The 13,186-nt window shown below is 61.8% G+C and carries 14 protein-coding genes; 8 read left to right on the forward strand and 6 right to left on the reverse strand.

Going from position 1 to position 13,186, the window contains the following annotated elements; genetic code table 11:
• Nucleotides 1-321: 321 nt before the first annotated feature.
• Together AADA04_RS00005 and AADA04_RS00010 are read left to right on the forward strand one after the other, a co-directional pair.
• On the forward strand, nt 322-2,262 hold the full coding sequence (locus AADA04_RS00005) for a TonB-dependent receptor (RefSeq protein WP_340691170.1): 1,941 nt from the start codon (nt 322-324) through the stop codon (nt 2,260-2,262).
• Nucleotides 2,263-2,272: 10 nt separating this feature from the next.
• Entirely contained in the window at nt 2,273-2,890 is a 618-nt protein-coding gene (locus AADA04_RS00010) for a glutathione S-transferase family protein (RefSeq protein WP_340691171.1), read from the forward strand.
• Nucleotides 2,891-2,916: 26 nt separating this feature from the next.
• Here AADA04_RS00010 and AADA04_RS00015 read toward each other — a convergent pair whose 3' ends face one another.
• Nucleotides 2,917-3,705, reverse strand: coding sequence for an SDR family NAD(P)-dependent oxidoreductase (locus AADA04_RS00015; protein WP_340691172.1), 789 nt, complete (start codon nt 3,703-3,705; stop codon nt 2,917-2,919).
• Nucleotides 3,702-4,130 (reverse strand): PaaI family thioesterase, encoded by a 429-nt coding sequence (locus AADA04_RS00020; protein WP_340691173.1) that lies wholly within the window; start codon nt 4,128-4,130, stop codon nt 3,702-3,704. Before AADA04_RS00020 ends, AADA04_RS00015 begins: the two co-directional genes overlap by 4 nt.
• A 108-nt stretch (nt 4,131-4,238) precedes the next feature.
• On the opposite strand from AADA04_RS00020, the gene AADA04_RS00025 reads away from it, so the two are divergent.
• The 4 genes from AADA04_RS00025 to AADA04_RS00040 are packed head-to-tail and all read left to right on the forward strand — an operon-like array spanning nt 4,239 to nt 7,264.
• Entirely contained in the window at nt 4,239-5,399 is a 1,161-nt protein-coding gene (locus AADA04_RS00025; RefSeq protein ID WP_340691174.1) for an acyl-CoA dehydrogenase family protein, read from the forward strand.
• Nucleotides 5,399-6,634, forward strand: a complete 1,236-nt coding sequence (locus AADA04_RS00030) for a serine hydrolase domain-containing protein (protein ID WP_340691175.1) — start codon at nt 5,399-5,401, stop codon at nt 6,632-6,634. Before AADA04_RS00025 ends, AADA04_RS00030 begins: the two co-directional genes overlap by 1 nt.
• Entirely contained in the window at nt 6,631-6,891 is a 261-nt protein-coding gene (locus AADA04_RS00035; RefSeq protein ID WP_340691176.1) for a DUF3253 domain-containing protein, read from the forward strand. Before AADA04_RS00030 ends, AADA04_RS00035 begins: the two co-directional genes overlap by 4 nt.
• A 4-nt stretch (nt 6,892-6,895) precedes the next feature.
• Nucleotides 6,896-7,264, forward strand: a complete 369-nt coding sequence (locus tag AADA04_RS00040) for a TfoX/Sxy family protein (protein WP_340691177.1) — start codon at nt 6,896-6,898, stop codon at nt 7,262-7,264.
• Here the strand turns inward: AADA04_RS00040 and AADA04_RS00045 are convergent.
• The 3 genes from AADA04_RS00045 to AADA04_RS00055 form a co-directional block, all read right to left on the reverse strand.
• The gene (locus AADA04_RS00045) at nt 7,255-7,770 is read right to left on the reverse strand and encodes a phosphoglycerate mutase family protein (protein WP_340691178.1); all 516 of its coding nucleotides are present in this window, start codon (nt 7,768-7,770) and stop codon (nt 7,255-7,257) included. The genes AADA04_RS00040 and AADA04_RS00045 overlap by 10 nt on opposite strands.
• Entirely contained in the window at nt 7,767-8,255 is a 489-nt protein-coding gene (locus AADA04_RS00050) for a DUF3291 domain-containing protein (RefSeq protein ID WP_340691179.1), read from the reverse strand. Before AADA04_RS00050 ends, AADA04_RS00045 begins: the two co-directional genes overlap by 4 nt.
• Before the next feature lie 101 nt (nt 8,256-8,356).
• Nucleotides 8,357-9,157, reverse strand: coding sequence for an enoyl-CoA hydratase/isomerase (locus AADA04_RS00055; protein WP_340691180.1), 801 nt, complete (start codon nt 9,155-9,157; stop codon nt 8,357-8,359).
• A 152-nt stretch (nt 9,158-9,309) separates the two neighbouring features.
• On the opposite strand from AADA04_RS00055, the gene AADA04_RS00060 reads away from it, so the two are divergent.
• Entirely contained in the window at nt 9,310-10,746 is a 1,437-nt protein-coding gene (locus AADA04_RS00060) for a coniferyl aldehyde dehydrogenase (RefSeq protein WP_340691181.1), read from the forward strand.
• A gap of 86 nt (nt 10,747-10,832) precedes the next feature.
• Nucleotides 10,833-11,912 carry a histidine kinase dimerization/phosphoacceptor domain -containing protein gene (locus AADA04_RS00065; protein WP_340691182.1) on the forward strand — a complete coding sequence of 360 codons (1,080 nt, stop codon included), beginning with the start codon at nt 10,833-10,835 and terminating at the stop codon, nt 11,910-11,912.
• A 23-nt stretch (nt 11,913-11,935) separates the two neighbouring features.
• Here the strand turns inward: AADA04_RS00065 and AADA04_RS00070 are convergent.
• The coding region (locus tag AADA04_RS00070; RefSeq protein WP_340691183.1) for a DEAD/DEAH box helicase at nt 11,936-13,186 on the reverse strand (1,251 nt) is incomplete at its 5' end.

The following is a 13,186-nucleotide window of genomic DNA, read 5'->3' on the forward strand; positions in this document are numbered from 1 at the left end:
CCCGAAACGGACTTTCGAAAGCGCCCGCCCTTCGACTTCGCTCAGGGTGAGCGCTTTCGAAAGTCCGTTTCGGGTGCCTGCCGTCTGATCGCGACGTCCGCCAGCCTTGCCGTTCTGGCGACATGCCTTTCGGGGCAGGCGACGGCGTTGCCCTTTCCACGCTGCGAGGACTTGGCGCCCGGGGATCGAGCTACTTCGGAATGTGTGTGGGATGTCTGCTCCGACCAAGAAGAGGAGGCCGCCGTTCAGGAAACAATGAGGTCGGGTTATAGGCGGGAAGACATCACGCCATTCTGCTCGTCTGGCGTTGTTCTGACGACCGTGCGTTTTAGGCCGATCACTATATTTGGAGACCGTCAGCCCAATGATCCGGGGTCTTTCTCTCCGATAGAGTCAACAGCTATTGCCGACACCCTCGCCGACCATCCCGCCGAAATCCTGAACACACTGCCCGGCGTCAATATCCAGATGAATTCGGGGCAGGAGCACCTGATCGCGATCCGCTCACCGGTTCTGACCGGCGGGGCGGGGCAGGGCAGTTTCCTGATCCTCGAGAATGGCGTGCCGACCCGCTCGCCCGCCTTCGGTAACGTCAACAGCCTGATGGAACCGCACCATGAAGTGGCGAGCGCCATTGAAGTGGTGCGTGGGCCGGGCAGCGCGAAATATGGATCGAACGCCGTGCATGGCCTGGTCAATGTCATCCTTGGCCAGCCGGGCGATGGCAGCTTTGCAAGCGCAAGTTATGGCACGCTGGGTCGCTACCGCACCGACATGGCGCTGGACGAAGGCGAGCATGTCCGCCTCGGCCTGTCACTGCAGCATGATACGGGCTGGCGCGACAATACGGGCACCGACCAGCAGAAACTGTCTGTTGTCGGAGCGTATGAGCTTGGAGCGTGGAATGTGACGCCGTGGCTGTCCGCCTCGAACCTGAACCAGGAGTCGGCCGGCTTCCTCGGCGGGACGGACAGTTACAAGGACAGCGACCTTGTGACGACGAACCCGAACCCGGAAGCCTATCGCGACGCGTGGTCGGCGCGGGTCGGAGCGCGGGCAGAGCGCGAGCTTGGCCCGGGCACGCTGGTGCTCACGCCTTATGCCCACACACAGGCGATGATCTTTTCGCAGCACTTCCTGCCGAATGGCGGTGTGGAAAAGAATGGCCACACGGGCGGCGGACTGATGGCGCGCTATGGCTGGCAGGCGAGCGACGCTCTGGCGCTGCGGATTGGCGCGGATGTCGATGTCGCGAGCGGATACCTCAAGGAAATCCAGCCGGATGCGTTCGGCTTTTTTCCCGGTGACGCGCGCTTTCCGCAGGGGGTCCACTATGACTACACGGTCGACACGACAGTGCTCGCCCTCTGGGGCGAAGCGGAATTTGCGCTCGGCAACAATGTCAGCGTGCTGGCCGGTCTGCGTGGCGAAACGCACGACTATGACTATTCCACCGACGCGCCTGTCGGTATCAATGGCCGCTTCAACGTCACCGCCGACCGCAGCGACAGTTTCGATCTGGTGACGCCGAAGCTCGGCCTGATCTGGTCGCCGGGTGAAGTGAGCTATTACGTCAATTATGCGCGCGGCGAACGGGCACCGCAGGCATCCGACCTCTACCGGCTGCAAAGCCTGCAAGTGGCGGGCGAAGTCGATACAGAGGCGCTGGACAGTGTCGAGATCGGCGCGCGCGGCAGCGCTGTGGACGGGCGGCTGGTGTTCGATGTCGCGGCCTACTGGATGGACAAGGAGGATTTCTTCTTCCGCGACAGTGACGGCCTGAACGTGCCGGACGGTTCGACGCGCCATCAGGGCGTGGAGGCGGCAGCCGCGTTCGACATCACGGATACGCTTGTACTGAAGGGCAATGCCAGCTGGTCGGACCAGACCTATACATTCGACCGGGTTGTGGGTTCGGGCACAGAGACCATCCGCGATGGCAACCAGATCGACACGGCGCCGGAATGGCTGGCCGATGCGTCACTCGACTGGCAGGCGACCGAGGCGCTCGGCCTGTCGCTGTCGGTGGAACATGTCGGCGAATATTACACGGATCCGGCGAACACGGCGACCTATCCGGGCCACACCGTCCTGTCGGCGCGCGGGTCTTATGAATTCGGCGAAGGCACCGAAGCCTTCCTGATCGTGCGCAACCTGACCGACGAGGCTTATGCCGACCGGGCCGATCTCGCCTTCGGCAATGATCGTTACTTCCCGGGCGAACCGCTGAATGCGACGCTGGGCGTGAGAAAAAAATTCTAGGAGGAAACCCATGAAACTCTACCAGAGCCCCAAGGCCCCGAACCCGGACCGCGTCGTCTTTTTCCTGCGGGCAAAGGGCAAGCTGGACGCGGTTGAGATGATCGATGTGTCGATCATGGAGCAGGAACACAAGACAGCGGAATACCGGAAGCTGTCGCCCTATGCCCAGGTGCCGACGCTTGTTCTGGACGATGGCACGGCGATCACCGAGAGCCGGGCGATCTGCACATATCTCGAAGGCGTCTTCCCTGAGCCGAACCTGATGGGCAGGGACCCGAAGGAAAAGGCGCTGATCGAAATGTGGGACCGCCGGATCGAACTGATGTTCTTCATCCAGTTCGCCGGCTGGTTCCGGAACGCCCACCCGATGATGGCGCCGCTGGAAGTGCCGCAGAGCCCCGAAGCCGCCGCCAAGGGCGAGAAGGCGGCGCGGACGATGGCCAAACGCCTCGACGCGCACCTTGCGACACATGAGTTCGTGGCCGCTGACCGGTTCTCGATTGCCGACATCACGCTCTATATCGGCTGCGGGTTTTGCCGCGTGATGAAGTGGGAGCCGCAAAAGGAGCACGAGCATCTTGGCCGCTGGTATGACGCAATGACCGCGCGCGGGTTTGCGAAGGGCTAGGCCCTCCGCAAACCCGCTGGCCCGGATCAGGCGTTCTTGATCGACATGCCGCCATCGACGGGAATGTGCACGCCGTTCAGGAATGACGCGGCGGGCAGGACCAGCGACAGCGTCATGTTGGCGACCTCTTCCGGGATGCCGTAGCGGCGCAGTGGCACGCGGCGATTGGCATAGATTTCCTTGTGCTCGTCGGGAATGCCAGCGGTGATGCCGGTGATGATCGGGCCGGGGCAGATGCTGTTGACCGTGATGCCTTCGCGGCCAAGGTCGACGGCGAGGCCGCGGGTCAGGCCGATCACGCCATGCTTGGCGGCGACATAGGGCGAGTTGCCCGGTGTCGCGCCGAGACCTTCAGTCGACGCGATGTTGACGATGCGGCCCCAGCCATTCTTGCGCATATAGGGCAGGGCGGCGCGGATGGCGCGCTGGTGCGCGGTCAGCATGACATTGATACTGGGGCCCCAGCTGTCTTCATAGCTCTCCTCGCCAATATCAGCCGCCTTGGCGAAGCCGGCATTGTTGACGAGGATGTCCATGCCGCCGAAATGGGCCGCCGCATTGTCGATGACGCGCTTGATCGTGGCCGCGTCGGACACGTCCATCTCCCAGCCTTTGACATTGTCGAAGCCGGCATCCTTGATTTCCTTGACCACGGTGTCGACGTCGCCCTGGCGCAGGTCGGTGACGGCGACATTGGCGCCTTCACGCGCGAACAGGTGCGCTGTCGCCCGGCCCATGCCGCTGGCGGCGCCGGTGATGAGGGCGGTCTTGCCTTTGATCGAACGGGAAAGTTCCTGATAGGGGAGCTGGCTCATGATTTCGGCTTTCTGTATTTGATCGTTCCGGAGAAGTTGAGGACGGGACGCCCGTCAGCGGTGATGATGCCGCGCACGAATGTGATGGAGCGGCCCTGACGCAGTACTTCGCCGCGGGCCTCCATATATTCACCTTCAACGGCGCCATCGAGAAATTCCGAATTGAAGGCCACGGTGACGCCATAAACGCCTTCGAGGCCATTATGGGCGATGGCAAACAGGGAGAAGTCGGCAAACGTCATCAGGCAGCCGCCGTGCATCACACCGCCCGCATTCATGTGCTTGCGCTGCGCCCGGAACGCCGCCACGGGGCCTTTTTCATCCTCGTTCAGGTAAAACGGTCCGGCGGATTCGTGCTCGAACGGTTCCTCGGGCCAGGTCCTCCAGCCTTTGAACTCGCCTTCAGTAACTTCAGTTGCAAGCATTTCCGTCTTGTTCCTCCCTTTTGGCTTTGATACCGCACGGTCACCCTTCGACAAGCATGTCGCAACGGCATATCATTGTTTCAGACAATAATTTACGGGAGTTTCCTGATGGCCTTTGACGCCGAAATCCGCGCCGCCCTGATCGAGCAGGTGCGCCGGTTCGTGACCGAGAAATGCGTGCCGATCGAGGCTGACGTGGCCGAGAATGATGCCGTGCCGCAATCGATCGTGGACGAGATGAAGCAGCTCGGCCTGTTCGGCATTGCGGTGCCGGAAGAGTTTGGTGGCCTCGCGCTGGACATGGAAACCGAATGCCTCGTGGCCTTCGAACTCGGTCACACGTCGCCGGCCTTCCGCTCGGTCGCCGGCACGAATATCGGCATTGGCAGCCAGGCATTGGTCCTGTTCGGCACCGACGCGCAGAAAGCGAAATGGCTGCCCGGCATTGCCAGCGGCGACCTGATCGCGAGTTTCGCCCTCACCGAGCCGGAAGCAGGATCGGACGCGGGCAGCCTGACGACCAAGGCGATCCGCGATGGCGACCATTATGTGATGAACGGCACCAAACGCTACATCACAAATGCCAACAAGGCGGACCTGTTCACGGTCATGGCGCGGACCGACCCGTCGACGCCCGGCGCCAAGGGCGTGTCGGCTTTCGTGGTCGAGCGCAACACGCCCGGCGTGTCCGTGGGCCAGCCGGAAAAGAAGATGGGCCAGCAGGGCGCGCATATCTGCGACGTGATCTTCGAGAACGCGCGGGTGCCTGTGGCCAACCGGCTTGCCGGCGAAGGCGAGGGTTTCAAGGTGGCGATGAGCGTGCTCGACAAGGGGCGGCTTCACATCTCCGCTGTGGCGACAGGCGTGTCCGAGCGGTTGATCAAGGAAATGGTCAATTACGCCCTTGAGCGCAAACAGTTCGGCAAGCCGATCATGGACCACCAGCTGATCCAGGCGATGATTGCCGACAGCCAGGCCGAGACCTATGCCGCCCGCTGCATGATCCTTGACGCGGCCCGCCGCCGCGATGCCGGCGAGGATGTCACCATGCTCGCCTCGTGCACGAAACTGTTCGCCACCGAGGCGTGTGGCCGGGTTGCGGATCGCGCCGTGCAGGTATTTGGCGGGGCAGGCTATGTCACCGATTATGGTATCGAGCGCTTCTACCGCGACGTCCGCATCTTCCGCCTGTATGAAGGCACGAGCCAGATCCAGCAGATCATCATCGCCCGGGAACTCGCCCGGGCCGCAAAGGCAGGAAAGCTTTAATGTTCGAACATGACCCGACAGATCCGCACGAAGTTGGCCTGAACGCGGAACGCCTTGAGGCGATCCCCGAATACTTCCGCGAGAACTATATCGACAGCGGCAAGCTGCCCTGCATGGCGACGCTCGTGTCGCGCGGTGGCGAGATTGCACTGGAAGACTATTCCGGTACCACCGAGATGGGCGCAGGCGAGCATATCGGGCCGCACACGATCTTCCGCATCTATTCGATGACCAAGCCGATCACGTCGCTGGCCGCGATGATGCTGTTCGAGGAAGGCAAGCTGCGCCTCGATCATGATGTCAGCCGCTACATTCCCGAATTCGCCGACGTGATGGTCTGGGACGCAGGCGACAAGGACAGCTTCACGACCCGCAAGCCGGATCGCCCGATGAAAGTGCTGGACCTGTTCACGCACACGTCGGGCATCACCTATGGGTTCATGATGCAGCACCCGGTCGACTTCCTGTACCGGCAGGAAAAGATCGGGCGGCCTGACGAAACCCTGCAGGCGATGGCCAAACGCCTCGCGGCGCTGCCTCTGCAATGCTCGCCCGGCGACGAGTGGTGGTACGGCCATTCCATCGACGTGCTGGGTGCGATTGTCGAGATCGTGTCGGGCATGGAACTGGACGAATTCTTCCGCCAGCGGATCACTGGTCCGCTCGGCATGCACGACACCGAATTCTGGGTGCCGGAAGAAAAGATCGACCGCCTCATGGCCTGCTACCAGAAGGATGCGGAGACCGGTGCCACCAGTCTGGCAGACGGCGCCGGAGCCGCGTCGAAGCTCTACACGAAACGCCCGACCCTGTTGAATGCCGGCGGCGGTCTTGTTTCAACCCTGCGCGATTATCACCGCTTTGCGCTGATGCTTCTGCGCGGCGGCACGCTGGATGGCCAACGCTTCGTCAGCCCGAAAACCGTCGAGTTCATGCGCCAGAACCATTTGCCAGGCGGCAAGACGATGCGCGACATGGGCAAGTCCATGTTTACCGAAGTGATGGCCGATGGCGTCGGCTTCGGCTTGGGTGGATCGGTCGTGGTTGATGTCGTGGCGGGCGAGCAGCCCGGCAGCGAAGGTACGTTCAGCTGGGGCGGCCTTGCATCGACCTTCTTCTGGATCGACCCGGAAGAAGAGATCATCGCGATCCAGGCGACGCAGTTGATGCCGTCTTCGACCTATCCGATGCGCCAGCAATTCCAGCAGCTCGTCTACGCGGCGATCGACTGGTGAGCGAGCCCGGCCATAATGCCGTGCGCGAGGCGATCCTCGCGCTGACGGCGGAATGCGGTGTCGGCAAGACGATCAGCGCCGAACAGGCCGCGCGTGCGGTGAGTGAGGAAAACTTCCAGCGCGTGCTGAAAGACGTGCGCGCGGAAGCCGTGCGTCTTGCCAAGGCGGGCACGATCACGATCTATCGCAAGGGCAAGCCGGTCGAAAACCTGGATGCGTTCAAGGGCGTCTACCGGCTGGGCCTGCCACCGGCATAGACACATGGCCAAGCCGCCAGATCCGTTCCATGACTTCGTGACCGACCTGTTCGCACCGCTCGGGGGCGTCCGTATAAAGCGCATGTTTGGTGGTGCGGGCGTTTGCGCGCAAGGCGTGATGTTCGCCCTCCTGGCCGAGGACGTGATCTACCTGAAGACCGACGCGGCGCTGCGGACAGCGCTGGAGGATGAGGGCGGGGAGGCCTTTGTCTGGGAGCGGCCAAGTGACGGCAAACGGATGGAGATGGGCTATGTCAGCCTGCCATCTGCCGCGATGGATGATGCCGATGATGGGAGTGCCTGGGGGCGGCGGGCTTTGTCGGTCGCGCTGGCTGCAAAAAATCCCAAGCCGAAGCAGAAGCCTCAGGGCTGATACGGCGCGCCATAGCGGCGCAGTTCAGTCTCAACCTGATCGCCCTGCATACGGACGACATAGAGCCGGTCATATTCTGCGGCTTCGTCAATGTCCGTGCCCGGTTCGCCGCCCAGAAATTCTACCAAAGCGGGCGTTGTGTTGGAATGTCCGACAACCAGCACAATGCCTGATTCCGCTTTCAGCTTATCTGCAAATGCCGACAGGTCAGACGGATCGTAAAGCGTCACCGAAATAGCGGCGGCTTTGGCGATGGGGCCGGCGGTTTCCCGTGTCCTGGCGTAGTCGGTGGAATAGATGCGGACAATCCCGGCATCGCGAAGCGTTTCAGCGAGCAGGGCGGCGCGCTCGGCGCCGGCAGGTGTCAGCGAGGGATCGTCGCCGGCCTGCTTCTCGGCGTGGCGAACCAGATAGATCGTGTGTTCGGGTGCGGGGGCCGCAGAGCATGCCGCCAGCGTCAGGAATGCAGCCGCAAAGCCGATCAGGCAGCGCCGCGACAGGCTCATGCGACTTGCGGCCTGATGAGGGGCTGGTCGAGCGAGAAAGCGTAAGGACTGGACCCATTCTGGCGCAGGTGCGTGAGGCGTTCCCACCCGTCTTCCATTGTGAATCGCTCCTCTCGGCGCGCCCACCACATCACGAATCCGGGGCCCTGGCTGCGATCAAGCTGATCCTGCAGGCGGCGCATGCCTGCGGGGTGCGTCCGGCCGTTGTAAACGAATGACCGCATGTCCTCCAGAGAGGCCCAGCCCGCCATTGTGCAAACGTCCGGGACGCCAAGGTCTGTCGCATAAGGAAACGCATCCCCCAGGTCACGCCAGCGGCCGTCAGGCTGGCGCAAACCATGGCGATGCCAGTGGATGCCTTCGAACGTATCTGCATCACCGAAAATCCGGGGAAGGATCGCAAGGAATATGTGCACGAATTCATTGTCGAAAGTGAACTCGCCCGCCGGTCGCGCTGAATTGAAATGGATCAGTCGATAGTCCATGCGTACATTCGCCCCCCGGCCCTAAATGCGTATGCCGCAAACTGTCACGCTTGCCTTACTCTATCCTTAATCGAATAAATATTTATTCAATCAAAGGATGATTATTTGCCCTTGAATTCGGCTTTCCGCTTACCCAGGAATGCCATTACGCCTTCCTTGAAATCAGCTGTGCGTCCAGCCGTTCGCTGGGCGAGGCGTTCGGCGCGAAGCGCGCCATCGAAATCACCGTCGCAGGCTGCCCAAACCAGCTTGCGTGTCAGGGCCAGCGCCTGGGTCGGACCCTCGGCAAGTTGCTGGGCAATCTGTTTCGCCGTGTCCATCAAGGCGTCGTCTTCGACCACGCGATTGACCAGCCCCCAGGACATGGCCTGCTCAGCCGGAACCTTTTCCCCGAGCAGGGTCATCTCCATGGCGCGCGTCCGTCCGATGGTGCGGGCGAGCAAATAGGTCGAGCCGCCGTCAGGCACGAGGCCGATGCGCCGGAAGGCCTGCAGGAAATAGCCGCTCTTGCCGGAGATCACGAGATCGCCGATCAGGCCGAGCGCGCAGCCGACACCAGCGGCGGCGCCATTGACCGCGGTGATGACGGGATGGGGATGGTCCTGGATGGCCAGGATCAGCGGATTGTAGTGTGTTTCGAGTGCCCGGCCGGCGTCGGGCTGTGACCCGGGATGGCTGAGCGAGCTGCCGTTACCGGGATTGGCGCCCAGATTTGCGCCCGAGCAGAAGCCGCGTCCCTTTCCGGTCAGGATGGTGCAGCGCGCTTCCTTGCTTGCCGTTTCGAACGCGTGGAGCAGCTCCTGCGCCGTGTCGATGCCGCAGGCGTTCATGGTCGCCGGGTCATTGAAGCTGATGATGGCTGTGCTGCCGTCAAGTTCGTAGGAAATCTTTTCGTAAGCCATCGCGGTTCTCTCTCTGATATGTCTGGCGGCAATCTAGTCAGTATGGCCCGGATGTGAACGCCTCACGCAGCGGCAATGCATTTCGCTTTGTTAAGCGCTGAACGCGGGCTACACTGTTCACTAGCAAGAACAGGCAATTGGGAGAATCTGGCATGGCACTCGACAGCGCAACTAGCAGCGGCATGGAATCCATATTGACGCGGCAAAAGGCTGCGAACCTGCGCGACGGCATTCCGTCAGCCGCCCGGCGGATCGAATGGCTCGACAAGGCAATCGACCTGCTGGTCACGCATGGCGATGCCCTCAATGATGCGATGTGCGAAGATTTCGGACACCGTTCGAAAGACCAGTCGGGTTTCACCGACATTGTCTCGTCGATCGCCGCCCTGAAATTTGCCAAGAAGCACGTCCACAAATGGATGCAGCCTGAAAAGCGGAAGGTCGAGTTCCCGCTGGGCCTGCTGGGATCGAAAGCGCAGCTCCAGTTCCAGCCCAAGGGCGTGATCGGCGTGATCAGCCCGTGGAACTTCCCGGTCAACCTCACTTTCACGCCGCTGGCAGGCGTCTTCGCGGCGGGTAATCGTTGCATGATCAAGCCGTCGGAATTCACCGAGGCGACATCGGAACTGATGAAGTCCGTGATTGCGCAATACTATGACGAAGACGAAGTTAGCGTCATCACCGGGGGGCCGGAGGTCGGCGCTGAATTCACCAAGCTGGCCTTTGACCATATCCTGTTCACGGGCGCGACGTCGGTCGCCAAGCACGTCATGCGGGCTGCTGCAGACAATCTCGTCCCGCTCACACTGGAACTCGGTGGCAAGAGCCCGGTGATCCTTGGCCGTTCAGCCGACATGCAGAAGGCGGCCAACCGCATCATGGCGGGCAAGACCCTGAATGCGGGCCAGATCTGCCTCGCGCCTGACTATGCCTTCGTGCCGAAAGAGAAGACGGCAGAATTCACTGCGGCTGCAACCAGCGCCGTGCAGAAGATGTTCCCGTCCGGCCTGAAGGACAATGACGATTACACCTCGATCGTGAACCAGCGCCACTATGACCGGATCATGGGTTACCTGGAGGATGCCCGCGCCAAGGGCGCCGAAGTGATTGAGATCAACCCGACAGGCGACAATTTCTCGCAACAGCCGCACCACAAGATTGCGCCCCATATCATTGTCGATCCGACGGACGACATGAGCGTGATGCAGGATGAAATCTTCGGCCCGATCCTGCCGATCAAGTCTTACGGCGAAACGAGCGATGCGATTGCTTATATCAATGCGAATGCCCGCCCGCTCGGCCTCTATTATTTCGGCGAAGATTCCGCAGAGCGCGACACGGTCCTGAACAACACGACCTCAGGCGGTGTCACCGTGAATGACGTGATCTTCCACGTTGCCCAGGAAGACCTGCCATTCGGCGGTGTCGGACCGTCGGGCATGGGCAGTTATCACGGTCGCGAAGGCTTTTACGAGTTCAGCCACAAGAAATCGGTCTATACCCAGACCGGCAGTGAAATGCTGGCAATGATCCGTCCGCCTTATACGGACGCCTTCCGGAAGCAGATGAACTCGCGCCTGAAGCGTTAACTCATCAAACATCGCGGGAATCGTCGATATCGTATATGCTAGGCAATCCCCGCGCGATCCGTCGCGGTTTTGGTACAGGCGAGTGAATGCTGAGTTCGGTTGAAGGCTTCAAGTCGGTGGTTCTGGACCAGCTCGGCGAAGGCGTCATCGTCGCGGATGCCGACGGTCGCATTATCAGCGTGAACCGCGCCGCCGAAGAGATTCACGGACGCGCCAATCTTGAAGTGCCGCCCGACGAATACGCGGAAAATTACGAACTCCTCACCATGGATGACCTGCCATATCCGCCGGACGAGCTGCCGCTGGCGCGCGCCGTTCACAGGGGGGAGTCGGTGGTCGAGGCGCCGTGGAAAATCCGGCGGCCGGATGGCTCTGTCGTCATCGCCGTCGGGACAGCCCGTCCGGTGCGCAACGCCGCGGGCGAGCAGATCGGCGCCGTGCTGACAATGCGGGATGATACGCTTCGGGTTAAGGCGGAACAGGCTTTGGTGGAAGCCCTCGAGATGAAGGACACGCTCCTGTTCGAGGTCAATCACCGCGTCCGCAACAGTTTGCAGATCGTGTCGTCGATTGTCTCCCTGCCACTGAAACGCGTGGAAGACGAGATTGCGCGTGAAACGCTGTCTCTCACCCAACAGCGAATAGAGGTCATTTCGGCCACCCATCGCAGCCTCTACGAACTGGGCAAGCACGATGAGGTCGATTGTATCGCCCTGTTGCCCGACCTGTGCAAAGCCGTGGTCGAAACCTATTCGGTCCGGGAGGCGATCGAACTGGTCTGCGAAACGCGTGGCGATGTCATCCTGCCCGTCGGCAAGGCTGTATCAGTCTGCCTGGCGGTGACGGAACTGGTTACCAATGCCTGCAAATATGCCTTCAAGGGGCGCGACCAAGGCAAGATCAAGCTGCTGCTGGATGGCGCAACGGATCGTGTGCTGATCGAAGTTGAGGACGACGGTGTTGGCATGCCGGAACAGTCTGAGGCCGACGCCGCACGCGGTATCGGGATGATCCTGATCAACTCGCTGACCAAGTCCCTCGCCGCAGAGATCCGTATTGCCACCGACGCGTCGGGAACACGGTTCTCGATAAGCTTCGACAAGCCTGAACCGACGCCGGACCTGTCGCACGCCCTGGTCGTGAACCGGCGCAACAAAGGCCTCTGAGCCTTCGCTGCGCCTGTTGGGTTCTAGCGTTTCAGGAAGGCAGGAACGTCGTCGCCGAAGCCTTTGACGCGTTCAGGCGCTGGCGCCAGGATCGGATCATCATCCTTGCGCTTCTGGTCGCGCGGCGGACGGCCACCCCGTGATCCACGTTCGGCGCGAGCGGGCTTTTCGGCCTTTTCCGGCTGTTCAGCCACCTCAGCGGGTTCCGCTTTTGCGACCTTTTCAGCTTTCGGCGCGCGTTCGCGTTTTGGCTTCTCGGTGCGTTCGGGCTTGGGGGCCGCGTCAGCGCGTTCAGGCTTCGGGGCCTCGTCAGCAGGAGCTGGCGCAGGTGCCGCTGCTGCGACGTCGACGTCAGCTTTCGGCGCGTCCTCGGCCGGCTTGCTGCGCGAGCGCCCGCGTTCGGGGCGTTCACCGCGGCCACGCGCGCGGCTGCTACTGCTGCTGCCGCTACGACCACCGCCACTGCGTCCGCCCCGGCTGGAGCGTTCTTCCGGCGGCAGGTTCTCGAGTTCCTCGAGCAGGCCTTCGGGCATGAATTCCTCGACGTCCTGCTGGATCATCTTGAGGACAAAACCCCAGGATTTCTCATCGGCTGGCGACACGACCGTGAAGCTCTTGCCTGTCCGTCCGGCGCGGCCCGTGCGGCCGATCCGGTGGACATAGTCTTCGTCCTTGGGCGGCGGCGAATAGTTGAACACATGGTCGACATCGGGAATGTCGAGGCCGCGGGCTGCCACGTCGGAGGCGACCAGCAGTTTCAGGTCGCCATCGCGGAAGCGCTGGAGCACTTCGGTGCGGAAGGCCTGTGGCAGGTCGCCGTGGATGGCGGCGGCGTCATGGCCATGCTTTTGCAACGAGGCGGCAACGATATCGACCTCGACCTTGCGGTTGCAGAAGACGATGCCGTTCTTGACGTCGCAGGCTTCGATGACGCGGCGCAGCGCGGTGCGCTTGGCCTTGGCATCATTGGTCGGAATGTGGACCACGTGCTGCGTGATCGTCTTGGCCGCATCGGTCGGCCGCGCGACTTCGATCTGGATCGGGTCGCGCTGGAACGTTTTCGCCAGTCGCTGGATGTCGGTCGGGAAGGTTGCCGAGAACAGCAGCGTCTGCCGCTTGGCCGGAATCTTGGAGACGATCTTCTCGATGTCGGGAATGAAGCCCATGTCGAGCATGCGGTCGGCTTCATCGATGATGAGATAGTCGACACCCATCAGGAGCAGCTTGCCGCGTTCGAACTGGTCCATCAGGCGGCCGGGGGTCGCGATCAGCAC

It is taken from the genome of Hyphomonas sp. (genome assembly GCF_037969335.1).
GTDB lineage: Bacteria > Pseudomonadota > Alphaproteobacteria > Caulobacterales > Hyphomonadaceae > Hyphomonas.